Origin of the sequence: Hydrogenophaga sp. OTU3427 (assembly GCF_038440225.1) — a bacterium.
Lineage (GTDB): Bacteria > Pseudomonadota > Gammaproteobacteria > Burkholderiales > Burkholderiaceae_C > Hydrogenophaga.
In genome coordinates, this window is record NZ_JASATI010000012.1 from 73,879 (window position 1) to 96,874 (window position 22,996).

17 protein-coding genes are annotated in these 22,996 nt (G+C 68.3%); 8 read left to right on the plus strand and 9 right to left on the minus strand.

Going from position 1 to position 22,996, the window contains the following annotated elements:
* Positions 1–41: 41 nt before the first annotated feature.
* Positions 42–353: an EthD family reductase gene (locus AAHB17_RS09705; protein ID WP_342130343.1), complete on the minus strand. Its 312-nt coding sequence runs from the start codon at positions 351–353 to the stop codon at positions 42–44.
* A 401-nt stretch (positions 354–754) separates the two neighbouring features.
* Here AAHB17_RS09705 and AAHB17_RS09710 point away from each other — a divergent pair, with 401 nt between their 5' ends.
* Positions 755–1,759: a porin gene (locus AAHB17_RS09710; RefSeq protein WP_342130344.1), complete on the plus strand. Its 1,005-nt coding sequence runs from the start codon at positions 755–757 to the stop codon at positions 1,757–1,759.
* Between the two features lie 161 nt (positions 1,760–1,920).
* Here AAHB17_RS09710 and AAHB17_RS09715 read toward each other — a convergent pair whose 3' ends face one another.
* From AAHB17_RS09715 to AAHB17_RS09725, 3 genes are all read right to left on the minus strand, one after another.
* On the minus strand, positions 1,921–2,613 hold the full coding sequence (locus AAHB17_RS09715) for a Crp/Fnr family transcriptional regulator (RefSeq protein WP_342130345.1): 693 nt from the start codon (positions 2,611–2,613) through the stop codon (positions 1,921–1,923).
* 141 nt (positions 2,614–2,754) lie between these two features.
* The gene (locus AAHB17_RS09720; RefSeq protein WP_342130346.1) at positions 2,755–3,846 is read right to left on the minus strand and encodes a hypothetical protein; all 1,092 of its coding nucleotides are present in this window, start codon (positions 3,844–3,846) and stop codon (positions 2,755–2,757) included.
* 325 nt (positions 3,847–4,171) lie between these two features.
* Entirely contained in the window at positions 4,172–4,744 is a 573-nt protein-coding gene (locus AAHB17_RS09725) for a Crp/Fnr family transcriptional regulator (protein ID WP_342130348.1), read from the minus strand.
* Between the two features lie 409 nt (positions 4,745–5,153).
* On the opposite strand from AAHB17_RS09725, the gene AAHB17_RS09730 reads away from it, so the two are divergent.
* From AAHB17_RS09730 to AAHB17_RS09740, 3 genes are all read left to right on the plus strand, one after another.
* Positions 5,154–6,920: a galactose oxidase early set domain-containing protein gene (locus AAHB17_RS09730; RefSeq protein ID WP_342130349.1), complete on the plus strand. Its 1,767-nt coding sequence runs from the start codon at positions 5,154–5,156 to the stop codon at positions 6,918–6,920.
* A 120-nt stretch (positions 6,921–7,040) separates the two neighbouring features.
* Positions 7,041–7,463, plus strand: a complete 423-nt coding sequence (locus AAHB17_RS09735) for a PRC-barrel domain-containing protein (protein ID WP_342130351.1) — start codon at positions 7,041–7,043, stop codon at positions 7,461–7,463.
* Positions 7,464–7,510: 47 nt separating this feature from the next.
* Positions 7,511–8,065, plus strand: a complete 555-nt coding sequence (locus AAHB17_RS09740) for a hypothetical protein (RefSeq protein WP_342130354.1) — start codon at positions 7,511–7,513, stop codon at positions 8,063–8,065.
* A 24-nt stretch (positions 8,066–8,089) separates the two neighbouring features.
* On the opposite strand, the gene AAHB17_RS09745 is transcribed toward AAHB17_RS09740, so the two are convergent.
* The gene (locus AAHB17_RS09745; protein WP_342130355.1) at positions 8,090–9,103 is read right to left on the minus strand and encodes an extracellular catalytic domain type 1 short-chain-length polyhydroxyalkanoate depolymerase; all 1,014 of its coding nucleotides are present in this window, start codon (positions 9,101–9,103) and stop codon (positions 8,090–8,092) included.
* Between the two features lie 304 nt (positions 9,104–9,407).
* On the opposite strand from AAHB17_RS09745, the gene AAHB17_RS09750 reads away from it, so the two are divergent.
* Positions 9,408–10,160, plus strand: a complete 753-nt coding sequence (locus tag AAHB17_RS09750; RefSeq protein WP_342130358.1) for a hypothetical protein — start codon at positions 9,408–9,410, stop codon at positions 10,158–10,160.
* Positions 10,161–10,253: 93 nt separating this feature from the next.
* Here the strand turns inward: AAHB17_RS09750 and AAHB17_RS09755 are convergent, their stop codons facing one another.
* Both AAHB17_RS09755 and AAHB17_RS09760 read right to left on the minus strand, forming a co-directional pair.
* Positions 10,254–10,412 (minus strand): DUF3309 family protein, encoded by a 159-nt coding sequence (locus AAHB17_RS09755; RefSeq protein ID WP_342130359.1) that lies wholly within the window; start codon positions 10,410–10,412, stop codon positions 10,254–10,256.
* A 110-nt stretch (positions 10,413–10,522) separates the two neighbouring features.
* Complete coding sequence (locus AAHB17_RS09760; RefSeq protein ID WP_342130361.1) at positions 10,523–11,638, minus strand: AI-2E family transporter; 1,116 nt, start codon at positions 11,636–11,638, stop codon at positions 10,523–10,525.
* Positions 11,639–11,874: 236 nt separating this feature from the next.
* Between AAHB17_RS09760 and AAHB17_RS09765 the strand changes: the two genes are divergently transcribed.
* Positions 11,875–12,357: a hypothetical protein gene (locus tag AAHB17_RS09765; RefSeq protein ID WP_342130362.1), complete on the plus strand. Its 483-nt coding sequence runs from the start codon at positions 11,875–11,877 to the stop codon at positions 12,355–12,357.
* Between the two features lie 6 nt (positions 12,358–12,363).
* Here AAHB17_RS09765 and AAHB17_RS09770 read toward each other — a convergent pair whose 3' ends face one another.
* Together AAHB17_RS09770 and AAHB17_RS09775 are read right to left on the minus strand one after the other, a co-directional pair.
* Positions 12,364–20,958: a GH36-type glycosyl hydrolase domain-containing protein gene (locus AAHB17_RS09770; protein WP_342130363.1), complete on the minus strand. Its 8,595-nt coding sequence runs from the start codon at positions 20,956–20,958 to the stop codon at positions 12,364–12,366.
* 3 nt (positions 20,959–20,961) lie between these two features.
* On the minus strand, positions 20,962–21,204 hold the full coding sequence (locus tag AAHB17_RS09775; protein ID WP_342130364.1) for a hypothetical protein: 243 nt from the start codon (positions 21,202–21,204) through the stop codon (positions 20,962–20,964).
* Between the two features lie 240 nt (positions 21,205–21,444).
* Between AAHB17_RS09775 and AAHB17_RS09780 the strand changes: the two genes are divergently transcribed.
* Together AAHB17_RS09780 and AAHB17_RS09785 are read left to right on the plus strand one after the other, a co-directional pair.
* On the plus strand, positions 21,445–22,143 hold the full coding sequence (locus AAHB17_RS09780) for a Crp/Fnr family transcriptional regulator (RefSeq protein WP_342130365.1): 699 nt from the start codon (positions 21,445–21,447) through the stop codon (positions 22,141–22,143).
* A 111-nt stretch (positions 22,144–22,254) separates the two neighbouring features.
* Positions 22,255–22,947: a Crp/Fnr family transcriptional regulator gene (locus AAHB17_RS09785; RefSeq protein WP_342130366.1), complete on the plus strand. Its 693-nt coding sequence runs from the start codon at positions 22,255–22,257 to the stop codon at positions 22,945–22,947.
* The last annotated feature ends 49 nt before the right edge of the window (positions 22,948–22,996 follow it).

The following is a 22,996-nucleotide window of genomic DNA, read 5'->3' on the forward strand; positions in this document are numbered from 1 at the left end:
GACAACCGCGCATCAAGCGCGGGAGGGACGGGTGCCGGTGCCTAGCCGCTGACCGTGACCTCGCTGAACTGCACAACGGGCGTGATGTCGGTGTAGTTGGTCGTATCGGCTTGAAACACCGCGGCATATGGCGCAAACCCCGCCTTGAACGACGCCATCGATTCGAAATAGATGTGGGCAACCGCCACATACGCGGGTGGACTGGCGCTCGTGGTGATCGGTTTGTCCATTTCATAGCGCAGACAGTGCGCACCCAGTTTGTCTTTCACCATGGGCAGGTGCACATTCTCATAGTAGGCATGGTCGAAACGTCCGCCTTGTCGATTCGGATACATCGCGCTGAATTTGATCATGTGAAAAGGTCGTGATGGGTCGGATGGACGCCTATTGTGTGCCGCACGCCTGGCGCAAAGACCAACATCGGTCACACCCGCCATGCATAGCGATATGAATCCCTAGCAATGGTAAAGAAGCTGCGAATCTGTTATGCGCAGCTCATGTCTTTTTCTCACACGGCGCCATCCATCAGGCACATCGCTTGGCAGCCTTCCTGTCCGTGTTTTCCATGTGTCGGCGATCGTTATCAGCAGCGCGCATAGCGTTGATGGAACAGCGCATTAGGCAGGCCATCGCGTCTTGGGCAGACTTTGAATCCGGATCGCGTATGTATGGGTTTCAGGCTACGCGGCAGAAGAGGTGCAATCCAATATTTGAAACTTCAATCGCACCATTATTAATTTTTTGGAGACAAGAGATGAAAACACACAAGCTTGCCTTGATGGCCGTGACCTCGTTGCTTTCTGTCCACGCGCAGGCCCAGTCCACCGTGACCATTGACGGCTCGGTCATGGGAACGGTGGTCAAAACGGAAGGATCCCGTCCCCAAATGGTCTCCATTGGACCAGCCAACCAGATTCGCTTCATCGGCTCCGAAGATCTGGGCGGTGGATTGAGAGCCCATTTTGTTCTGGCCGAACGTTTCAACCTGACCACCGGTGGCTTTGACGGTTATGTCGGCAACCGCCCACTGTTCCAAGGCGAATCCACCGTCGGACTCGCCGGCGCCTTTGGCTCCGTCCGCATGGGGCGCGCATTGAGCGCCACAGCGGGGCTGTGGAACGGCCAAAACGATCCGTGGCTCGCCACCGCGTACGCCAGCATGATGAATCTGACTGGACGTGTATCGGGCGCCGACTATCAGGTAGACCGAAATCAGAACGACGGCGCCGGGATTTCGCGCACCAGTGGCATCCACTACGTGAGCCCGAACTTCGGTGGCGTGACGATGTACGGCACGTTCGGCTTGCGACAGACGACGGGCTCCAACACCGACAACCGGAAGAACCTGACCAGCCTTTGGGCTCAATATTCGAGCGGTCCCATCGCTGGCGGCGTCGGATTTGAACAAAACCGCCAAGGTGACGACATCACCGCCGCCGCTGGCACTTACGATTTTGGCGTGGCAAAGATCGGCGCCGGTATCAGCCGGATTGACACCACAGTCAAACTCGGCAAAGCGTTCCAAGCCTGGAACGTCACCGCCATGGTGCCCGTTGGCGCGGTGACCTTGAAAGCCGGTATTGGCTCTGCACGACGCGAGGGTGCCGCCGTTGGCGAGATCGGCATCAAGGACACCAAGTTCGCGTTGGGAGCGTCGTACGCCTTCTCCAAACGAACCACTGCCGACATGGCCTGGGCGAAGAACAACACGAGCAACGGTCCGGATTCGCTCGAATTCTCCCTCCGCCACAGGTTCTGAGAACCGTGCTGTCCACACGATTGGTGTGGAGGGCCTTCCGCATTTCGGTTTTTGATTCCTCCAAGGGAATCTCTGATCCGACGGTGCTCGATTGTCTGGCCGTAGATTGGATTGGACGCCTGCCGGCGTCCTTTTTTCGGAAAACAAGTTGGCCGTCTGGATCAATCCTCTGTATATCCTGCATTCTGTTGTCTGGTTTCCTCCACCTGACGATCGCTCGAACTGTTCATCACGTGGCTGTAGATGAGCTGGTCTTGCAGGTAACAGGTGCAGGCCTGCGTCAGAAGGTTCGAGCGGTCGATGATGTAGACGTGTCCCCTGTTGTAGCGGATGAGTCCCAGTGCCTGCAGTTCCCCCGCCGCTTCGGTGACGCCGGCACGTCGAACGCCCAGCATCTCCGACAGGTCATCGTGTGTGAGCCACAGATCGGGTGATCGCATGCGGTCCTGGCTCATCAGCAGATAGCGCGACAGCCGCTGCTGCAGCGAGTGGAAGTGGCTGCAGATGGCTTGGGTGCCGAGCTGCCTCAGCTCCACGTACAGAAAGTGGCTGAGCAGGCTCAACAGGCCATCGCTGGTCCGTCCATGGGCGGCCAGGCGATCCGCATCGATTTGCCAAGCCTGGCCAGCGCCGGTGACCACGGCATCGAAAGCGGTGCTGAAAATGCCGAGGGCACAGGCGCCACCGTACACCCCTTCATAACCCGTGAGGCCCAGCACCAGTCGCTTGTCGCGGGTCTGTGGCGCCAGCAGCGAAATCATGCAGGTGGTGGGAAAGTAGGCGTGCCCAAGCGTCGCTCCACCCAGACCGAGCACGGCGGATGCACCCAGATCCACAAAAACAGCGTCGGCCAACAGGCGACGTCTGTCGGCCGGCCCCAATGCGGCCAGGAGCCTGTTGGCCAGGGATTGTTCGATACAAGCCTTCGCGTGCGGCACAACCGCCGCCCCACCATGGTGGCCCCAATCTGGCCGGCGCACTGTGTGCCGCCGCACTTAGACGGCCGGTGTGCCCGCCAGCACCGAGTGGGTCCGCTGGTAGAAGCCCAGTTCGTTGATGGTCACCATCCCGCGGTTGGTGGTGAACAGCTTTTCGATGGACGCCTGCTTGGCCGTGGCCTGCGTTCGCTGACCGCGCATGGCGGCCGCGTAGCCGAGGATGGCCCAGGGATAGGGATCGTAGCGGCCGTCTTCCCAGCCGGGTGACTTGGCGTTGAGGTAGGCCCATGCCGGGTCGAAGAAGCGCGACAGCTCGTTGATCCCGAAGACCTGTGCATAGACCTGGCAGCTGGTGCCTGGGTAAAAGGACGTGCCCGGTACCAGATCCGCATCGCTGGGCGTGAAGGCCTTGCCGGCGACGTTGTAGATCTGGTTGACGATGCCGGTGGCGGCGTTGGTGGCCAGCAGGTCGTAGTAGTTGGCTTCGGTGACTTCGGAGCGCTCGCGCAGCAGCCTGGCCAGGTCGCGCAGGCCACGGTAGCCCTCGCAGTTGTCCATCAGGTAGCCGATCGAGTTGGTTTCGCTGCGGGGGGCCTGGAAAACCGAGGTCAAGCCGCTGCGCTTGGCGGTCAGGGCGAGGTTGCGGTAGGCCACCTCCTTGATGCGTGCCTTGTTGGTCTCCCACCAGGTCCAGTTGCGGCTGGCCCGCACGTAACGCACGGCGAGCGACAGGAAGGTGGCGGCGTAGGCGTCGTCGGAGTCCGACAGCACCTTGGTGAAAACGGCCGTGTTGGCCCGTCCAAACGGGAAATTCACGTCGTCGATGGTCGCCGCCGGCGTGAGGTTCTTGAGGTAGAGGTCCAGGTAGACCCGGATATAGGTGTCCAGCTCGGCGGTGCTCAGGAACTGGACGATGGGCAACAGGCCCAGCTGCGTGAAGTACCAGTTCAGGCGGCCGTTGGGCGCGATTTCATAGCCGCCGGTGTAGGGGCCGGTGGGAATCCTCAGGGATTTGATTTCCTTCAACACGTCGATGCCACCGGTGCTGGGTGGGGGTGGCGGGCAGGTGGTTTGTGCCACGGCGTGTGTGCCTTGCAGCGTGGCCACCGAGAGGGCCGTTGACCGCCAGAGAAATTGTCGGCGTTGCATCTGTATTTCCTTGAACATGCGGGTGAGCGCGACGACCGCACCGGGATGGCCGATCCGTCCAGGGAAATTCTGTGAATGAGGGGTGTTGTTTCTCGTCCGGCGTACGTTGCCGTACGGACGGCCTCGCCGAAAGGGTGCATGACACGTGCGACGCCCGGCGCGGAAGCGCGCGTGGGCGCGCCTCCATCACGCCCGTGGGGGCGTAAGCATTTGCAAGTTCTGGCAGCGCTTGTGTGAACGCGCGCCTGTCCCCTTGCCTAGGCCAGAGCCGTGGCGTGAGGTGTCAGGGTGTCAACCGCCGCGCGCAAGCCGGCGGGGGCGCGCCTCAAAGGCCGAGGTGGTGGGCGTAGTTGGCGCCGTCGGCCCGGTAGCAGGCGCAGGCGGTGGCTTCGAGCCCGGGCCGGTCGATGACCCTCAGGGCCTCGCCCCGCAGGTCGATCAGCCCACGGCGCCGCAGATCCGCGATGGTCGCTGTCACACCGCTTGGTTGCAGGCCCAGCATGTAGGCGAGAAACGCCGGCGTCACGGGAAACAACGCGGCCCGGGCACGGTCCTGGCTCATCAGCAGCCAGCGGGCCAGGCGTGCGCTGGGGGCGTGGCGAAACAAGCAGGTGGTTGACGTGGCCAATTGGGCGGTGGTGACGCCCAGGTAGCGTTGGAGTGTGGTGCGCAAAACGGCACTGGCCGCCATTTCAGCAGACAGGGCCTCGCTGCCGATGCGCAGGGCGCTGCCGGCTCCCTGCACCAGCACATGGAACGGCGCGTGCGCGACGCCGAGCGACAGCTCCGCACCGAGCATGCCCTCGCGACCGACCATGCCGACTTCCAGCTTCGGGCATGGCGTTACCTCCATGACCAGGGACAGGAAACCACTGAGCGGGAAGTAGGCGTACCGCATCGCAGATCCTGGTTCGCAGAGGACCTCGGACAGCTGCCATCCCACGGGCTCGCATGCGGCCACCAGACGGCGCCCATCGCTGGCGGGCAGCCGGCGGATCAGTTGGTTGTCGATCGGTCGGATGGTGGTGCTCCAGAAATTCCTGCAGGTTCCTCCAGTGTAGGGAGGGCCGAGCTGGCCAGACTGTGCGCCAGCGCACGCTTAGCGGAAAGCCGTGCTGTGTTCCTGGGCGCACAGACCGACGTGGTCATCACCGATACAACCGAAAGGCCAATCAGCCAACAACCACCGGGTGCCACTCATGAAACATGCTTTCCTACCCTGTCCTCAGACCGCCCTCGTCGCCGCCTGCTGCCTGGCGCTGTCGCCGCTGACGTGGTCGGGGCCGGTGCCGGCGGCTCGCACCAGGGTGAACACCTTGCCCGCGCAGGCGCAAGCCCACACGGCCTGCCGGACCTGGGACGAGGAGAACACGCTGAAGCAGCGGGACGTGCGCCTGCTGGGCAGCGCGCATGCCGAACAACATGCCCACGCGCGGCTGAACCAGTGTGAAGTCGAGCGTGGCAGACGCGAGGTGCCCGCGGCCGCCTGGGTGGAGGACGCCGAAGCCACCGTGAAGGAGGACAAGGCGGCGGCGGCCCGCGTGCACCAACATGTCCAACGGGAACGCCAGCAGGCGCAGAAAGCGACCGGCACCGATGCCCAGGCCTTGGCCTTGGCAGTGGCGCCCCCAGAACTGAGCTTGGGCCGCTGGAGCGCCCCGTTCGTCATCCCCGTGGTCGGCGTGACGGCCGTGCTCATGCACACCGGCCAGGTCTTGTTCTGGTCCTATGACCCGGTGGATTTCCACAACCCGCTGAACGCCAAGAACGGCGTGGCCTATGTGTGGAATCCGGTCACCCGGCTGGGACGCAACATCCCCCCGCCCGAGAACATCTGGTGCGGCGGACAGACCATCCTGGCCGACGGCCGTGTGTTCGTTTCCGGCGGCAACCTGCGCTACCCCGATCCGAGCCTGTCCACGCTGGGCAGCTGGCAAGGCACGCTGACCCAGTACACCTTCAACCCCTACACCGAGACTTGGGCGCGCCAGCCGGACATGTCGCGTGGGCGTTGGTACCCCACGGTGACCCAGCTGGCGGACAACCGTGTGGTGGTCACCAGCGGCATCGACGAGACGGGCAGCAACGCCATCAACAACGATGTCGAGATCTTCACGCCCGACCCCCACATGGACGGCATCGGTCGCATGCAGTTGGTGGGCACACACAACGCCTCGGGCCTGTACCCGCAGCAGTTTCTGCTGCCCTCGGGCAAGGTGCTGGAAGCCGGCCCCGACGCCGAAAGCAGCTACACCTTCGACCCCGCTTCCAGCGTCTGGTCCGCGGTGCCCGGCATGCGCAGCGACCACTACTACCTGGGCAATGGCGTGCTCTACACCGATGCCTCGCAAACACCCACCCGGCAGGTCATCATGGTGGCGGGCGGGCACGACGAAACCCGGGCGCTGGCGAACAACGAATGGCTGGACGGCCACCGACCTGCCAGCGGCTGGGCGCCGTTCCCTCAATGGAACCGGCCACGGCACAACGCCAACACGGTGATCCTGGCCGACGGCGCGATGCTGACGGTGGGCGGCAACCGCGGGCTCTACGGCTACGAGGAAGCGGAGCTGAGCACCGAGCTGTATTCGACGGCGACCGGCGACGTCACCGGCAGTTGGCAAATGGTCGCCCCCCATGCGATCCAGGCCGCCTACCATTCCTCTGCCATCCTGTTGCCCGACGCCACCGTGCTGGTGTCGCAAGACGACATGGACCCCACTGCGGCAGCAGCCTTCCAGCACAAGGCGCAGGTCTACTCGCCGCCCTACCTGTTCAGGGGACCACAGCCGGTGATCACCAGCGCCCCCGCAAGCGCACGCCTGGGGCAAACCTTCGCCGTCGGCACCGACCGTGTCGGCATGGTGTCGGCGATGCTCGTCGCGCCAGGCGCCACTACCCATGGCAACGACATGCACCAACGCGCCATCAAGCTCAAGGTGCAGGTGCTTGCCAACGGCCTGAGCGTGACCTTGCCCACGTCGGCCAGCCTGGTCCCGCCCGGCCACTACATGCTGTTCGTGCTGGACAGCGCCGGTATTCCGTCGGTGGCCAGGTTCGTGCACGTGAGCTGAGCGCCCGCCCTTGTGCATCCCAGCGCACAGACCCGATACCCCGGCCATCCCTATGCTGCAACTCCCGCACAGGCTGGCCGCCCAACGCGCCAGCCCTGCCAACGCACCGAGGACGTGGACATGTTCATGCACAAAGAGAAACCGGCCCGCCACCCCGTGGCCCCGGGTCAGGGCCCCGAGGCCAGCGGGCCACGCCTGTTCAGCGCCAGCGCGCTCAGTGGCCACGAGGTCTACAACCGGCGCGGCGAGGATCTGGGCGATGTGAGGGAACTCATGATCGACATGGACAGCGGCCGCGTCGCCTATGCGGTGCTGTCCTTCGGCGGTTTCCTGAGCCTGGGCGACAAGCGCTTCGCCGTGCCCTGGGCGGCGCTGAGCCTGGACAAGACAAAGAACCGCTTCGTGCTGAACGTGGAGCAGGACAGCCTCCTGCACGCGCCGGCGTTCGACAGCGACCACTGGCCCGACATGGCGGATGCCGCCTGGGCCAAGGCCGTGGGCGAGTACTACGGCATCCGCCACCTGGGCACGGCCCGGGGCTAGTCACGTCATCCACCCTGCCCATTTTTTCCACACCCCAAGGTATCGTCATGAAAACCACCTTCACATCCCGCGCCGCGCTGCTGGCCAGCGCCTTCCTGTGCGCACCGCTGCTGGTGCTCGCCGCCGTGCCCACCCAAGCCGAATACACCGCCTCCAAGACCGCCATCGGCGCGAGCTACAAGACCGCCAAGGCCGCCTGCGGCAGCCTCAAGGCCCACCCCAAGAATGTGTGCATCGAAGAGGCGAAAGCCAAGGAAAAGAACGAGCGCGCCGAGTTGGAGTTCAGCCACACCGGCAAGGCCGCCGATGGCACCCAGGTGAAGATCGTGCGGGCCGAGGGCGCCTACAACGTGGCCAAGGAGCGCTGTGACGCCTTCCGCGGCAACGACAAGGACGTCTGCGTCAAGGAGGCCAAGTCGGTGCGCGTGGCAGCGCTCGCCGATGCCAAGGTCGCCCAGGCCACGGCCGGTGCACGCGCCGACGCCAAGGAAGATGTGCGGGAAGCCCAGTACAAGGTCGAAGTCGAGAAATGCGACACCCAGACCGGCGACGGCAAGACCGCGTGCATCAAGGCCGCCAAGGCCATCCACGGCAAGCCCTGAGCGCTCGCAGCCCCGGCGTTCCCGTCAGGGCTTGGGCAGGCGTGTGGTCCAGGCCTTGGCGGCAAAGGCCCAGGCCAGGCGCGATGCGTCCGGGCCGAGGCTGTCGCTGAAGGCCTGACCGGCGGCGCCACCACTCCAGGCGTGGCCCAGCCGGTCCACCGCCACCTGTTGCGCCACCAGATGGGCACCGCGCCGGTAATCGGTGACGGTCATGGCATGGCGCTTGCCACGTTGCAGCTGGCGAGATGACCGGGCCACGGCGCCGCCGGCCTCGGCCCACAGGTGTGCCGCGGCAACGCCGTTGCGGGGCGACACCACGCCGTCGGCGGCACCGTGGACGACCAGCAGGGGCGGCCAGGCCGCCTGGACCATGGCGGCGCTGGGGGTGCGTCGACCGCGCATCGCACCCATGGCCGAGACGCTGGAATGTGCCGTGCCGGGCGGGATGCCCGAGTGCATCACCACGGCGCTGAAACGCTCGGGGTGGCGTGTGGCCAGCAAGGCCGCCATGCTCGCGCCGGCCGAGAAGCCCACCAGCACCACCCGCTCCCGATCCACCGGGCTCAGCGCACAAGCCATGTCGATGGCTTTCAGGATCAGCTGCGCTTCACCATAGGCACGGCCCGAGTCGGTCTCGAACCAGTTCCAGCAACCTTGCAGGTTGGCCAACCGGTCCTGCTCGGGGTAGAGCACGATGAAACCTTTGCTGGCGGCCAGGGTGTTCATGCGCGTGCTGCTGGCGAAGGCCTTGGCGTCCTGCCCGCAGCCGTGCAGCATCACCAGCAGCGGCACACGCTCCCCGCCACCGGGCAGGGCCGACGGTCGGAACAACCTGTAGGCTCGCGCCCCCTGGGGGCCGATGGCGACCCCCGGCAGCCAGAGCCCGGCACCCGCCGGCGGGCGCAAACGGCGGACGCCGGCCGCGATCGCGCGTTGGGTCGCGCCACGGCTGGCACGCACGGCCGGGGCGAGCGCGGCCTTGAGGCTGCGCTGGAACAGGCGCGTCCAGCCCGCGGTGGAGGAACGGCGTCGCGACAAGGGGGCGGGTCCTCAACCGGCGCTGCGCCGCGCCGGTGTGTGGTCGGGTTCCGGCCACGGGGCAGGGCGGGTGTCGACATGGATCATGGTGTGTCCTTGTGTGGTGTCTGAGATTCAGATGGATCTGGTCCGATGCTGCCGCACCCTGCGGCTCAAGCAAACGCGGGCTATCGCGTGGGTTCTTGTGTGCGCTTTCGCACAGACGCTCGGGCACAGCCGGTCACACTCGCGCTTATGCCATTGCAGCGACCTTGCGGTTTGCATGGGCGCCTGCGCGATGTGCATTCTTGTGATCGAGTCCGCCATGCGCCACTTGCTTCTTGCCTTGCCTCTCCTGCTGGTCGCGGCGCCCGCGACGCAGGCCCAGGTTTCCGTCAGCATCGGCATCAACCTGCCGGTCTACCCCGAGTTCCAGCGCGTGCCCGGCTACCCGGTCTACTATGCGCCCAACGCCCCAGGCAACTACTTTTTCTACGATGGCCTGTACTGGGTGTTTCAGTCCGACAACTGGTATTCCAGCGACTGGTACAACGGCCCCTGGCAACAGGTCGGCCCCGATCTCGTGCCGCTGTTCGTGCTGCGCGTGCCGGTGCGCTACTACCGCCAGGCACCCAGCTATTTTGGTCAGTGGCGGGCCGATGCGCCACCGCGCTGGGGCGAACACTGGGGTCGCGACTGGGAGCAGCGCCGTTCGGGCTGGGACCGCTGGGACCGGCAGGCCATGCCGGCACCGGCGCCGTTGCCCAGCTACCAGGGCCGCTACCCACAGAGCCGCTACCCGCAAGCCTTCGATCAGCAACGCGCCATCCGATCCGAGAACTACCGCTACCGTCCGCGCGAGCCGGTGACCCGCGAGCTGTACCAGGCCCCGGCGGCGCAGCGACCACAGGGCGTCGGTCCGCCCGAACGGGGACACGACATGGCCCGTCCCCAGCCCGGTGAGCGCGGTCGGGGGCCCGCACAACGCGAAGGTCGGCGGGACGAGCGCGACAACCGCCAGGGCGACCGCGACGACCGTCGGCCAGCCCGTGACGACGACAGCCGTGGCACCCAGTGAGGGGTGGGGTGGCCAGTGAGGGAACGGCTGCCGGGGCCGCGGGCCCCGGTCCGATGGCGGTGTTGGCGCTGGCACCTGACCTGGGAGGGATGATCAGAAGCGACCGGTCACCACCAGGATGAGGACCACGACGACGAACAGACCGAGCAGACCGCTGGGGCCATAACCCCAACTGCGGCTGTGCGGCCAGGTCGGAACAACGCCGATCAGCATCAGGATCAGCAGGATCAGAAGAATGGTGCCTAGGCTCATGGTGTGCTCCAGTGGGTGGTGACACGCGGCCTGTGTGCGCCGCATGACCCATGGTGCGTGTGTGGGAACGGGCCGTCTGTTCGTCAGCGCACCATGGCGGCGTGTGTCTCTCAGGGGCGCTCGCGCAGGGTCATGTCGATCTTCCATACCGCGACAAAAAGCGCCGCGATGGCGGGACCCAGCACCAGGCCGTTGATACCGAAGGTGACCAGGCCGCCCAGCGTGGCCACCATCACCAGGTAGTCCGGCAGGCGCGTGTCCTTGCCCACGAGCATGGGGCGCAGCAGGTTGTCGATCAGACCGATCACCAACAATCCGTAGGCCATCAGCGCCAGACCCTGCCAGAGAGCGCCATTGGCGATCAGGAACAGGGCCATGGGCAACCACACCAATCCCGATCCCACCACCGGCAGCAGCGCCAGCAGCGCCATCAGCACGGCCCACAGCAGGCTGGCGTCGATGCCCAGGGCCCAGAAGGCCAGGCCCCCCAAGGCGCCTTGCACCATGGCCACCATCAAGTGGCCTTTCACGGTGGCCCGCAGCACCGTGGCGAAGATCCGGAACAGCTCGCGCTTGTGCACCATGTGCAGGGGCAGGGCATCGCGCAGCGTGTGGGCGATGTCATTGCCGTCGCGGATCATGAAGAAGGCTAGGTACAGCGTGATGAACAGCTTGGCAATGAAGTTGAACATGTCCTGCCCGACATCCACCGCCACCAGGGCCACCGACTGCACCCCCTGCGAGACACTGGCGTTGACGCGCCGCTGTATGGCGTTGAAGCTGGTCAGGCCAAAGCGATCCAGCAGGGCGCCAACCCAGGCGGGCAGCGCATCGAACAGCCGGTGCAGGTAGGCCGCTGGGTTCCATTCGCCCGACTGCAGGCGTTCGAACACGCCGACGGCCTCGCGCGTCAAGGCCAGGGCCAGCAGCGTCAGCGGCAGCACCACCAGCAGCACCACGCCGGCCAGGGTCAACAGCGCGGCCAGCGTGCGCCTCTGGTCGGTCCAGCGCAGCGCGTGCCGGAATGCCGGCGCGAACACCAGCGCGATGATCAGCCCCCATAGGATGGGACTGAGAAAGGGCGTGAGGATGGTGGCGAAGGCCAGTGTCACCACGAACAGCAACAGCACGAGCAGCTTGTGGGTGTCCCTGGCCACCGGCGGGGCGGTGGTGGGTTCGCCGGGGCTCCCCGGCGTCGGCGGGCGGTTGTCGTCAGGGCTGTCCATGGGGGCGGGGCGGAAGGATCTGGCAGTATGCGGCCAACGTCCACGGCCGTCGGTGCGCTGTCGAACACACCGGGCCTGCATGTGTGCCATGGCGCACCGACAATACGCTGGACGGGCGCTACACCTCAGGCATGAAACGCTCGCATCTCCTGCCTCTGGTTCGATGCCTGGCCTGCTGCACAGGGTTAGCCCTGGGTGGCTGCAGTGCGCTGCTGCCCACCTCCCGGACCGAGGTGGTGTCCCGCTGGCTCAGCTACGAGGACGGTCTGCGCGCGCTGGCCACTCTCACCCCTTACGTCGCCACGCGCCAGGACGTGCACCTCCAGGGCCTCGACCCGCACGTCAACCCGGGCATCACCGTGCTGCATTTCGCCGATGTGCTGCAGCGATTTTCGGCCGCCGCGCTGATACGGCCACAGGACGTGGACCCGGGCATCAGCGACTGCCTGGGCGCGGGCCAGCGCTGCAGCGCGTACGCGGTGGTGGTGCAGAAGATCGAACGCCAGCGCGTGGGCAACTTCTGGGTCGATTCGCTGAACTTCCGGCGCCAGACCGTCAGCCGTGGCTGGCGCGTCGAGGCGCTGCTGGTTTTTGTCGACGACCGGTTGGTCTACGAGCTGGTGGGCGGTCAGCCCACCATCTACAGCGAGGAAGAACAGCGCAACCCGTTGGGTCCCCTGCAGGGCTGGGGCAGCGAATCCTGGCGCGCCCTGCGTTGAACGGCCTCACAGGGGCACCACAAAACAGCTTTGTCTGGGCAGCACCGTCCAGCGCAAGGATTCGCCCACACCCAGCAAACGCGCCTGCGGATCACCACAGGCCGCCAGCGCCTGCGCGGCGTCACCCCGCACCAGCACGAAGCGCATGCGCCGCTCTCCGCGCCGCAGCGTCAGCTCCGCCTTGGTCCAATGCAAAGGCAGGCAGGGCGTGAGGTGCAGTTCCTGTGCCTGCAGCCGCAGGCCCAGGATGGACTCGATGGCGGCGCGGTGCAGCCAGCCCGCGGCACCGGTGTACCAGCTCCAGCCGCCGCGTCCCGTGTAGGGCGGCTGGCTGTAGACGTCGGCCGCCACCGCGTAAGGCTCCAGTCCATAGGCGGTCCCCCAGCGCGGGTGGCCGGCCCGGTGCGCCGGGCTCAGCCAGGTGAAATCCCGGTAGGGCAGGTCCTGGGCGGGGATGTCGCCCGGCTGGCGGCGCGCCAGCACGGCCGACGCCATCAAGGCCCACACGGCGGCATGGGTGTACTGGCCGCCGTTTTCGCGCACGCCCGGCGGGTAGGCCTGGATGTAGCCTGCGCCGGGGCTGGACAGCGCCAGCGGAGGCGCCAGCAACTGCAACAGTCCGTTCTCGGGGTCGGCCAGATGCGTCTCCACCGCCGCCATGGCCTGACGCTGGCGCGTGTACCAGGGTTCCGGCGCGTCCGCATCGCCCAGCACCGACCACGCCTGCGCGATCAGGTCGATGCGGGCCTCGGCCTGCGCGTGCGAACCCAGCGGACTGCCATCGTCGAAGAAGGCGCGCTGGTACCACTGGCCGTCCCAGGCCGGGCCTTGCAGGGCCTGCTGCCAGCCCTGGCGAGCGGCTTCCCATCGTGCGGCGCGCGCCGGATCGCCACGCTGGCGGGCCAGCGGTGCCCAGTCGGCCACGATGGCGCACAGGAACCAGGCCAGCCAGACCGACTCGCCCCGCCCCAGGTGGCCGACGCGGTTCATGCCATCGTTCCAGTCGCCGCCCCCCATCAAGGGCAGTCCGTGGCGGCCCACGCGCAGGCTGTGGTCCAGGCTGCGGGCGGCGTGTTCGTAGACGCTGGCCGACACGGTGCTGGCGCGCGGTGCTTCGTAGGCGTCCTCGGCCCCCGGGGGGATGGCGCTGCCTTCCAGAAAGGGCACGCGCTGCTCCAGCACGGCCAGGTCGCCGGTGCCGCGCAGGTAGTGTGCGCAGGCGAAAGGCAGCCACAGCAGGTCGTCTGAAAAATGCGTGCGCACACCGGCGCCGCCGGGTGCGTGCCACCAGTGCTGGACGTCGCCGGCCTCGAACTGGCGCGAAGCGCACAACACGATCTGCGCCCGCAGCAGCTCCGGCGCCGCCCACACCAGGGCCATGCCGTCCTGCAGCTGGTCGCGGTAGCCGGTCGCGCCTCCGGCCTGGTAGAAGGCGGCCTTGGCCCACAGACGCGAGGACACGGTCTGGTAGAGCAGCCAGCGGTTGACCAGCACGTTGAACAGCGGGTCGGGCGTGTGCACCTGGGTGGCGCCGAGCAGGGCGTCCCAGCGCACCAGGCTGGCATGCTCGCGCTCGGTCGCTGGGCGGGCCGTGGCCTGTCGCGCCAGCGCCCGGGCGGCGTCGGCGCTGTCGGCATAACCCAGCAGGAACACCTGTTCGGCGCGGGCGCCTGGACGCAGCGTGATCAGGCGCGAGATGGCGGCACAGGGGTCCAGGCCAGCACCGTCGCGCCGGCCCAGGCGGCGCGGCAGCACCAACCGGCCGCGCGCATCAAAGAAGGCCGCGCGGTCGGTGGTCCAGTCCTGGCCTTCGCTGCGGCGCTCCTGGCCGACGGGGCCGCCCTGGCCTTCGCAGAAGAAGGCGGTGCCCCCTCCAAAGCCGCCCGCGCGGTCGGTCTGGGTGCAGAGCAGCGCCCACAGGCCATCGTCGGGGGGCGGTGCATGGCAAGCGGTGGTCAGCAGCGTGGCCCGGTCGCGCCGCTTTTCACCCAGTTGCCACTCCACCATGCCCACCAGGCGCAGGTGGGCCTTGTGGCTGCCGTGGTTGTGCAGTTGCACCCGCAGCTGCTTCACCGCGGTGTCGGGGTCCACGCACCAGCTCAGCGTGGTCGATACCGGGCCACGCCGGTGCGTGATGCGGGTCACGCCTTGCGCGTGTTCCACGCGGCTGGGGTTGTGGTCGTCGCCCCAGGCCGAGGGCGTGAGACCCCAGGTCTCGCCGCTGCGGCGGTCCTGCAGCAGCCACCATTCGGCCGGTGGGTCGGCCACCGGGTCGTTGGCCCAGGCGGTGAGCTGGTTCAGGCGGCTGTTGCCGGCCCAGGTGTTGCCGCCACCGCTTTCGGTGACGATGCAGCCGAAGCCGGGGTTGGCCAACACGTTGATCCAGGGACGCATGGTGCGTTGCCCGCGACCGACCTCGAAGCCGAAGGCGCCGCTGCGGCCATCGAACTGACCTTCGGCCACGGTGGCGCGCTCGCTGTGCAGGTACACCGGCACCGGTGCCGGAGGGCTGCCGCGCCACGGGCGGGCCATGGGGGTTTGATGGCGCTCGCACCAGGCCCTGACCTGGTGCATCAACGGGCGACCGTCGGCGTGCAGTTGCACCCGCGCCAGGGCGTTCAGGGTATCTATCTGTCCGGCCGAGAGGCTGTCGTGGTGCAGCACGTGCAGGCCGGTCACCGGCGGGCCGGGGCGCTGGGCGATGTCGGCCTGGTGCTGCTCGCTCATCTGCGTGCAGGCCTGCTGCAGCGGCATGTGGTAGGAGTGTGTTTCGCGGCTGAGCACCACCAGATCGCAGGCCACGCCCGCGCGCGACCAGGCGCGCAGCAACAGCGCCATGAGACGCAGCAGCGGCAAGCCCTGGGCCGGTCCGGTGTGCAGCAGCAGCAGAGGGCGGTCGCCCGAGAGTCCCAATGGCCACAGCAGGCGGCGGTCGACCCACAGGGGCGTGGTCGGCCCCTGCCCGCGCGCCCCGTCCACCTGGGGCAGGGTCAGCACCAGGGCGGTGGTCAGGGCCTGCTGCGCGGGCAGGTATTCGGGGTGGATCTGGGTGGTGCTGGCCTGTATGCCGGCCAGCGTGGCCGACATGGTGGACGCGCGCTCCACATGGCTGGGCTGGCGGTACTTGTCGACGACGGCCGACAGGGTGGCCTCGTCCACGCTCGCGGCGGTGCCGAAGGTCACGCAAGCCTGGGCACCCGGGGCCAGGCGCAGCACCACCCCCAGCACCGCCACGGGATCGAGCCCGGTGGCCAGCGCGCCGGAGGTGACGGGCACCGGTTCGAGCTGCCCCAGCGGGTGGCTGGGTGGGCGGTGGCGACCCAGCCAGCGCTGGCGGTCGGTCTGGCTCACCAGGCCCAGCACCTCGCCCTGGGCCTCGGCCACGAAGTGCGCGGCGCTCAGGGCGCGCTCGGTCGGCAGGCGTGGCGTGCGGGTCAGGCGCAGCGCGTCCTGGTCACTGTGCCACTCGGCCTTCACGAACAGGCTGGAGAACGCCGGGTGGGCTTCATCGGCCTCGTGGCTGGTCAGGGTGATGTCCAGCGCCGAGATCAGTTCCAGCTCCATGCCGTGCGGGCCCAGGTTGGTCAGCACCACCTTGCGCAGCTCGATGTCGTCCTCGGGACTGACCCACACGGTGGTGTGGGCACGCAGGTCGGGCCAGGTCGCTGTGAAGCCCACCCGGTCGACGCCGAGCCGGCATTGGTAGACGGCCTGGGCGTCCGGCGCCGGGTGGCTGGTCAGCGACACCGGCACGCCACGCCGCCCCCGGCGCAGGTAGATGAAACTGCCGCGGGCATCACGCAGCGCATCGTCGCGCCAGCGGCCGATGCCGGTCTGGCCGAGGCGGCTCCAGCCCGCGCCGTTGGGGCGCAGGGTGACGCTGTAGTGGCCATTGGACATCAGCTGGGTGGGCTCCAGCGCCTGGGCGCCGGGCACCAGCAGGCGCACCGGCTCGGGCGCGCGGTGCTGCAAGGCCTTCAGGGGCAGGCGTGGCAGCGGTGGCGGCGCGGGCAGCTCGCGGGGCGCGCGTTCGTGCAACAGCGGTCCCATGGCCTCGATCCGTGGATGGGCGGCGCCCCAGCGCTGCACCACGCCGTCCAGCAACACGTTGGTCAGCGCGACGATGGTCATGCCCTGGTGGTGGGCCATGTAGGTGCAGACCGGCGTGTGCCGCGTGCCCTGGGTCTGGCGCGACGGGCTGAAGTCCAAGGCCTCGATGAAACCGTAGCGCCCACGCGCCGCCAGCGCGGCCAGCGTGCGCAGGTTGTGGCAGGCCGCGCGCGCGTCGACCATGGCCGCCAGCGCGGTGGCGTAGGGCGCCACCACGTGTTCGGCTGGCGGCGTACGCCGCAGCGCCAGGCGCGGCACGCCCTGAGGGGCGTACTGGTAGGCCAGGGTGTGGTCGCGACCGGCGTAGGCGCATTCCGACACGCCCCAGGGCAGGGCGTGGGCACGCGCGTAGGCGATCTGCTCCCGCAGCGCCGACGCGCCGGCGGTTTGCAGCGCGCTGCCTTCGGGTGGCGCCATCACCAAGGTGGGCATGAGGTACTCGAACATGGAACCCGACCACGAGCGCAACACGGCATGGCGGCCGCTGGCGAAGAAGGGCCGGCCCAGCGCCGTCCAGTGGCGCACCGGCAGATCGCCCTTGGCGATGGCCAGCAGGCTGGTGAGGTGGGACTCGGACGCCAGCAGGTCGTAAAAGCTGGTGTCCAGCTGCTGTTCCTCGACCCGGTAGCCGATGTGCAGCAAGTGGCGTTGCGGGTGGTAGAGGAAACGGAAGTCGCTGGCCCAGGCCAGTTGTTCCAGGGCCTTGGCCACGCTGCGCAGCCTGCCGCCGGCCAGGGCGTCGCCGGCCGGACCGCTGGCGTGGTGGTCGCGCCCGGCCGAACGCAGCAACGCCAGGTGGTCGGCCAGCAGCGCATGCAGCTGCTCGCGTTCGGTGGGTGGGTGGGCCAGGGCCGCCGGTCCTGGCGCAGGGAACAGGCCCTCCAGCGCCAATGCCGCGTCGTCCAGCCAGGTGTCCCAGGCCCCGGTGTCGCCGGCCTCGGCCGGGTCGGCCTGCAGCAGCGTGTGCAGCACGCCTGGCATGGGTCGCTCTGGCAGCAGGCTGAGCCACAGCGCCCGGTGGGCTTGCAGGCGGGCCAGCGAGCCGCGCCGCGCCCGCGTGGCCGCCGCCGGGTCGTGGGGTCGCGCGGCCAGCGCACGGCAGGCCTGGGCCACCGCCAGCAGGTGGGCCGACAGGTTGCCGCTGTCCACGGTGGACACGTAGCGCGGCAGCAGCGGCAACAGGGTCTGGGTGTCGTACCAGTTGAGGAAGTGGCCCCGGTGGCGCTCCATTTGTCCCAGGGTGTCCAGCGTGGCCTGCAGCCGCTCCAGCAGTTCCTGGGTACCGATCCAGCCCTGCTGCCGTGCACAGGCCGTGCTCAACAGGTAGAGGCCGATGTTGGTGGGCGAGGTGCGGTGCGCCACGACCTCCAGCGGCGCGGTCTGCAGGTTGTCGGGTGGCAGGTGGTGGTTGCCGGCGTCGACGCAGCGTTCGAACAGGCGCCAGGTGTCGCGGGCGACGCCCTGCAGAAAGGCGGCGTCGGCGGGAGGGAGCCCACGCCGCTGCCACCAGGCCCAGGGGCGGTTGCTCAGCCACACCAGCCAGGGCGCAGCGGCCCACAGGGCCAGCAAGGCCAACGCGAGCGTGCCGGGTGGCGGTCGCAGCAGCCCCAGGCCACCCAGCAGCAACAGCGCCAGCAATGGACCGAACCGGTGCCGCCACAGCGTGGCGCCCAGCCCCTGGCCCAGGGCGGCCTGGGCGGCATCGGCGGTGGTCCAGGCCAGCAGTTGGCGGCGGCTCACGCGCAGACGGTGCAAGGTGCGCAGCACCGCGTCCAGCGCCAGCAGGGCCTGCTGGGGCAGCAGGGCCAGGTGCCACAGCGCGGCGGCCCCGGTGCGCAGCAGGTCCATGGCGGTGGCGTGCACGAAGCGGCTATTCACCAGACTCCAGTGGGCCGGTATGCCAGCGGCCAGCGCGCCGATCAGCGGACCACCCGCGTAGGCGGCCAGGGTCAGCGTCAGCGCGGCGGCCAGCGACAGACCCTGCCCCGCCATGGCGAGCACGATCAGCCCCAGACAGGCCGGTGCCACCAGCGAACGGCGCAGGTTGTCGAACAGCTTCCAGCGGTTGATGGCGCCCAGTGCCCACCGGGGGTCGTGCAGCACAAAGGACAGCAGCTGCCAGTCGCCCCGCGTCCAGCGGTGCAGGCGGGATGCGGCGGCATCCGCGTGCGACGGATCGGCCTCGATCAGCGTCACGTCGCTCACCACCGCGCAGCGCACCAGCGCGCCTTCAAGCAGGTCGTGGCTCAGCACCTGTTCGACCGGCAGGCGCCCGCCCAGCACCGCCTGCAGCGTGGCCACATGCAGCAGACCCTTGCCAGTGAAGCTGCCCTCGTCGAACACGTCCTGGTAGACGTCCGAGGACATGGCGCTGTAAGGGTCCAGGCCCTGCTGGCCGGCGAACAGCCACTGCCATGGCGTGGGCCGGCCGTGTGTCGGCAAGGGCGCCACCACACGCGGCTGCAGGATGCCGTAGCCCTGCAACACGCGCCGACCGTCAGGCGCGAGCTGGGGGCGGTTCTGTGGGTGTTCGGCCACACCCACCAGCACACGCAGCCGGCCGGGCGGCAGCTCGGTGTCGCTGTCCAGCGTCAGCAGGTAGCAGGTGCCCGTGGCCATGCGCGAGAGCGGACCGAAATCGAAAAAGGGACCCGGCGTGCCGGTGGCCAGTGCCGCCACCAGCTGTTCAAGCTTGCCACGCTTGCGCTCCCAGCCCATCCAGCGGTCCTGCGTCGCGCTGTGGCAGCGCGGCCGGTGCAGCAGCAGGAAACGCGGCGGCTGGCCGGGCGCGGTCGGGTGGCTGGTGTTGAGCGCCTGCAGCGCCTGTGCGGCGTGTGCCAGCAGCGCGTCGTCACCGGGCTGGTGGGCGCTGTCGGCGTCGCACCAGTCGCTGAGCAGCGCGAACTGTGCGTGCACTTCGGTGTTGGCCAGATGGTGTTGCAGCAGGCGGTGCGCCAGGGCGTCGATGGCACGGGGGTGGCTCAGCAGCGCGGGCACCACCACCAGGGTCTGCGCCGAAGGCGGGATGCCGTCGACCAGCCGCAGGCGCGACAGGTGGGCCGGAGGGGTGGCTTCGCTGATGAGGCGGTTGACCAGGGCCACCACGGCCTCGGACGCCGGCAGCCACATCAGCAGCAGCGCCAGTGCCAGGGCCATGCGCTGGCCCCAGCCGCCGGTGGGAACGGTCGCGTGGGCCGTGAGTTGCCACACCAGCAGCAGGGTGCCCAGCAGCAGGGTGCCGAAATAGGCCTGGGCGCGGGTGATGCGGGCCTGGTCGCGCCAAGCCTGGGGCCACAGATGCCGGACACCCAACTGCCGTTCCAGCGCCGGCCGGCCCGGCCCAACCAGCCAGTGGCTGGCCAGGGCTGACGGCCCGCCGGTGCGCGACATGGCGTCCAGCAGCGCCTGCGCCACCTCCGATTCGGCCTGCCGGCTCGCCGCCGACAGCCGCTCGATCGCGTGCAGGGTCTTGTTGCGGGTGGCCTCGTCCTCTGCGGCGAACACCGGCGAGGCCAGCATGACGCGCATCACGCGGCTGGTCTGTGACACGAGGTCGGGCCAATCGGCGGCACCGATGAGACGCAAGGCCGTCACCGCGTTGCCCATGCTCAGGTGGTCCGCCACCTGGTCGATGTGCTGCTGGGCCTGCAGGGCCCCCGGGTCGGGCACCTCGCTCGCCAGCCAGTGCCGCAGCTGCGTGAGCGTGCTGGTCGGCTCGGCGCTGCCGTGGGTACCAAGCTGCAACATCAGCTGGACCACGAACACCTGGCCCACGCCTCGCTGCGTCATCAACTGGCGCATGGCCAGCACACTGGCCACGGTGAGCCGGTCCAGGCGGCTGGCGCTGAGGGCGGCCAGCTCGCGCGCGGCCTTGTGGCTCGCGATGCGGTCGGCCAGACGGCGCAGGTTCTCGATCAGCACCACCCGCAACGTGGTGGGCAGCGCCCAGAGTTCGCCCTGGCTCAGTTCACGCACGCTCTGGTAGGCGTTGAGGAAGTGCAGCAGCAGCGTGGCGTCGAAGGCGCTGTCGGTGTGGGCCACGAAGGCCCAGGCCACGCCGTAAATGCGCGGCAGGCCCAGCAGCGGGGCGTCCTGCAGCACCGGCAGGGCGCGGTAGTAGCGCGCGGGCAGGCCTTCGCGAACCTCGCGCCACTGGTCCTCGATCAGGTGGAAGTTGTCGAGCAGCCATTCGGCGGCCGGTCCGATCTCGTGGCCGGCCAGCGCCTCTCGCACCAGGTAGCCGTGGGCCGTGCGCAGGGTGCGCATGTTGTTTTGCAGGCGGGGGTAGAACGTGCCCTGCGCGAGGGACAGCTTGCGCGCCTGGTGCGTGGCGGCCAGGCTGTGGCCATGCTGCTCGAAACGGCTGGCGCCGAAGAGTTCAGAGCGGATGGGGGGCAGCGCCTCGCCACGACGCGTGTCGAGCACGCGGATGAGGTCGGTGGGTACCCAGGTGGCGATCCGGTGCAGGCGATCGATGGGCTGGCCCCACATTCCCTAGGACACCATCCAGCCGACCAGCGCCAGCAGGGCGATCAGCGCGAAGCCGGTGACCGCGCGCCCGGCCAGCAGGGTGTGCCCCCAGGCCAGGCCACCGCCCACCACCTGCAAGGGACCACGCAACGCGGCGCACAGGCTCAGGTGTTCGCCCAGGGCCGAACTTTCCTGCGCCGACACGTCGGCCGGCTGGCCCAGGGAAGAGGTGCTCCAGCGTGGAGCCAGGGGAGGGGTGATAGGCACGTTCGGCTCCTGGTGCGCTGACATGGACAGCGAAGAAGGTTGTAGCCCGGCCACCGTGGGTCGTCTGTACGTTGGCGAACGCTTGCGCCGGTGCGATGATGGACTTGTGTACGGCAGCGCACATACGGCACGCGGTCAAATTGTTAAATTGACCGCCGTGTGACCTCGGACACCCGACCAACCACTTCTCGCACTTCACCCCCTATGCCCGATCTACCTGTTCCCCGTTCGTCCGACTTCATGAGGAACCACCTGCTGGCATCGTTGCCCGATGCCGAGTGGGAACGTTGGTCGCCCCACCTCAAGCTGGTCAACTTGCCGTTGGGCCATGTGCTGTACGAATCGGGCACCCACGTGCAACACGTTCATTTCCCGCTCGACGCCATCGTCTCGCTGCTGTACGTGCTGGAGGATGGCGCCTCGGCCGAGATCGCCGTGGTGGGCAACGAAGGTATCGTGGGCATCGCCATCTTCATGGGTGGCGAGTCCAGCACCAGCCGCGCGGTGGTGCAAAGCGCCGGCCGGGCACTGCGCATGCGGGCGCACTTCATCAAGGAAGAATTCAGCCGATCGGGGCCGGTGCTGCACCTGATGCTGCGCTACACCCAGGCCCTGATCGCCCAGATGTCGCAGACGGCGGTGTGCAACCGCCACCATTCGCTGGACCAGCAGCTGTGCCGCTGGCTGCTGCTGAGCCTGGACCGGCTCACCGGCGACGAACTCACCATGACGCAGGAGCTGATCGCCAACATGCTGGGCGTGCGGCGCGAGGGCGTGACCGAAGGCGCACTCAAGCTGCAGCGCGCCGGCCTCATCAGCTATGCGCGCGGCCGCATCAAGGTGCTGGACCGCCCGGGCCTGGAGCAGCGCACCTGCGAGTGCTACAGCGTGGTCAAGAAGGAATACGACCGCCTGCTGCCCGCCAAGACGGCCACCTGATGCCGCCGCCCGCGGCTGTGTGTGCTGGCAGACGGTGAACCGCCTCCCCAGCGCAGACACTGGGCCACCGCTGGCGAACCAGCATTGTCGCCCCTGGCTGGAAGCCCACACATGTCCACGAACGAGAACCGTTTGATCGAGATGCTGGCGCGCACCGAGCGCAAGCGCCTGATCGAGCGGTGCGAGCCCTTTGACATGACGCTCTCCGATGTCGTGGGCGAGCGTGGCGCGCGCACCCGCTATGTCTATTTTCCGACCGCGGGTTTCGTGTCGCTGGTGATCGAGGTCGATGGCCGGCCCGGACTGGAGGTGGGCATGGTCGGGCGCGAAGGCATGCTGGGCGCCGAGCTGCTGCTGGGGCACACGACGGCGCCGTGGCGCGCGGTGGTGCAGGGGGCCGGTTCGTCGTGGCGCATGAAGGTCCCGGTGTTCCAGCAGGCGCTGGTCGACAGCCTCGCCTTGCGCCACCTGGTGGGCCGCTACCTGGCCTTTCGGGTCGAACAGCTGACGCTGGCGGCCGCCTGCGAGCGCTTCCATGAGATCGGTCCACGGCTGGCCCGCTGGCTGCTCATGAGCCAGGACCGCGCCCAGAGCGATAGCTTCCACGTGACCCACGAGTTCCTGGCATTCATGCTGGGCGTGCGCCGCGTGGGCGTGACCGTGGCGGCCAGCGAACTGCAGCGGCTGGGCCTGATCGTGTACAGGCGTGGCGAACTCACGGTGCTGGACCGCGAAGCCTTGCACGCCCGGGCCTGCAGCTGCTACGACAGCAACCAGCGCGTCTACGACCAGTTGGTACATTGACACGGCGCCGCGCCTTGCGCTGCGGCCAGATCATCCCTCCCTGACGTGG

What these genes read in the sequence shown, in the direction of transcription:
- AAHB17_RS09705 (WP_342130343.1), bottom strand. Translation starts at nt 353, where the DNA reads ATGATCAAATTCAGCGCGATGTATCCGAATCGACAAGGCGGACGTTTC.
- AAHB17_RS09710 (WP_342130344.1), top strand. Translation starts at nt 755, where the DNA reads ATGAAAACACACAAGCTTGCCTTGATGGCCGTGACCTCGTTGCTTTCT.
- AAHB17_RS09720 (WP_342130346.1), bottom strand. Translation starts at nt 3,846, where the DNA reads ATGCAACGCCGACAATTTCTCTGGCGGTCAACGGCCCTCTCGGTGGCC.
- AAHB17_RS09725 (WP_342130348.1), bottom strand. Translation starts at nt 4,744, where the DNA reads ATGCGGTACGCCTACTTCCCGCTCAGTGGTTTCCTGTCCCTGGTCATG.
- AAHB17_RS09735 (WP_342130351.1), top strand. Translation starts at nt 7,041, where the DNA reads ATGTTCATGCACAAAGAGAAACCGGCCCGCCACCCCGTGGCCCCGGGT.
- AAHB17_RS09740 (WP_342130354.1), top strand. Translation starts at nt 7,511, where the DNA reads ATGAAAACCACCTTCACATCCCGCGCCGCGCTGCTGGCCAGCGCCTTC.
- AAHB17_RS09750 (WP_342130358.1), top strand. Translation starts at nt 9,408, where the DNA reads ATGCGCCACTTGCTTCTTGCCTTGCCTCTCCTGCTGGTCGCGGCGCCC.
- AAHB17_RS09755 (WP_342130359.1), bottom strand. Translation starts at nt 10,412, where the DNA reads ATGAGCCTAGGCACCATTCTTCTGATCCTGCTGATCCTGATGCTGATC.
- AAHB17_RS09760 (WP_342130361.1), bottom strand. Translation starts at nt 11,638, where the DNA reads ATGGACAGCCCTGACGACAACCGCCCGCCGACGCCGGGGAGCCCCGGC.
- AAHB17_RS09770 (WP_342130363.1), bottom strand. Translation starts at nt 20,958, where the DNA reads ATGTGGGGCCAGCCCATCGATCGCCTGCACCGGATCGCCACCTGGGTA.
- AAHB17_RS09780 (WP_342130365.1), top strand. Translation starts at nt 21,445, where the DNA reads ATGAGGAACCACCTGCTGGCATCGTTGCCCGATGCCGAGTGGGAACGT.
- AAHB17_RS09785 (WP_342130366.1), top strand. Translation starts at nt 22,255, where the DNA reads ATGTCCACGAACGAGAACCGTTTGATCGAGATGCTGGCGCGCACCGAG.